The 1,191-nt window shown below is 36.8% G+C and carries 1 protein-coding gene and 1 pseudogene; both read left to right on the top strand.

Features of this window, described 5'->3' with window-relative positions; all coding sequences use genetic code 11:
• Positions 1–266: pseudogene (locus tag A9G11_RS14435) on the top strand (hypothetical protein); the annotation flags it as partial.
• 53 nt (positions 267–319) lie between these two features.
• Positions 320–1,191, top strand: an 872-nt coding sequence (locus tag A9G11_RS08875) for a DUF6708 domain-containing protein (protein WP_065619257.1), incomplete at its 3' end; no start/stop codon positions are given.

The raw sequence follows: 1,191 nt of genomic DNA, 5'->3' as shown, positions 1-1,191 counted from the left end.
TCTGGATGTACATTTTATTGATACCGGTATTTTTAATATTATTACCGTTTTACACGATAGGGTACTTTATTTCGGAATGTTTATGCTGGCAACCACGCTGGCCAAAAGTCATTCGTCAAGCTGGTCGAAAAGGGAAAACCGTACCGAAAGAAACCACCTTATCAGACTATCCACCCAGTGTACAACAAGCGATTTTAGATAATCGTATCGAATGGGGCGTGCGAGATGATAAAACCGGAAAATTGATTGATTATGGTAATTCTTAATATGGTAGCAAAAAGGTGAACAATCCGGAGCAAATTATTAAGGACAGTTTGAAATGTATATCGGTGAATATTTATCTTGGTTAAGTAGTTCAATTAGATCCTCAACCCGCAAAAAAATGGGAATGGATTATTTTAGTGGCGATATGACGTTAAGTGAAGTTGCCAAAGATTATACCAAAGAATCAGTTAGTAATAATCCACGCCCAATTGGTCCTTATTATGCCTATAACGATCGTTATTTAGAGATCCGCGGTGGTATGTTTGAAAATTTCCGTGGTATTGTCACTTGGATAAGCTTAGTTATATTTTTTATTCCTTATTCTAGTGGAAATTTAGGATTAACTATTCTGCTTAAATTGTATAATAATGAAAGAGACAATATTGCTTCCGGTATATTTGCAATAACATTTTTTTCAACTATATTTTTAGTTTCATTATATTTATGTATTCGTTACTTCCGTTATGTTTACCGACTAGAGTTATTCACTATTCGCCATATTCGGGTGAGGTTTAATCGGGTGACTCGGCAAGTCTATATTCAGCGCCCCAAATATTGTGGCGGTACGGTTGTGTTTAAGTGGGAACATATTATGCCCGCTAATTTTAGCAACTCAGACTCAGATATGGGTGGTACCAATATGGTAAATCTGATGAGCTTTCACCCATATAAAACAGGCTTTCCGGTTGCTCAATCGGTGGGGATTGGTAAAAACACCTATAATTCGCAAGATTATAAAGATGAATGGGAATTTATTCGCCGTTATATGGAGGAAGGCCCGGATAACCTACCCAAACCTTGGCTTAGTACGCATCTACCGATGCCTTTACATGGTTTAAGTGGACATATAAAACCGATGATCCATGCTGCAAAAAATGCCCCAACATTCTGGATGTACATTTTATTGATACCGGTATTTTTAATATT

The organism is Gilliamella sp. wkB108 (genome assembly GCF_001690195.1).
Classification (GTDB): domain Bacteria; phylum Pseudomonadota; class Gammaproteobacteria; order Enterobacterales; family Orbaceae; genus Gilliamella; species Gilliamella apicola_L.
This window is presented reverse-complemented; position numbering and strand designations above follow the sequence as displayed.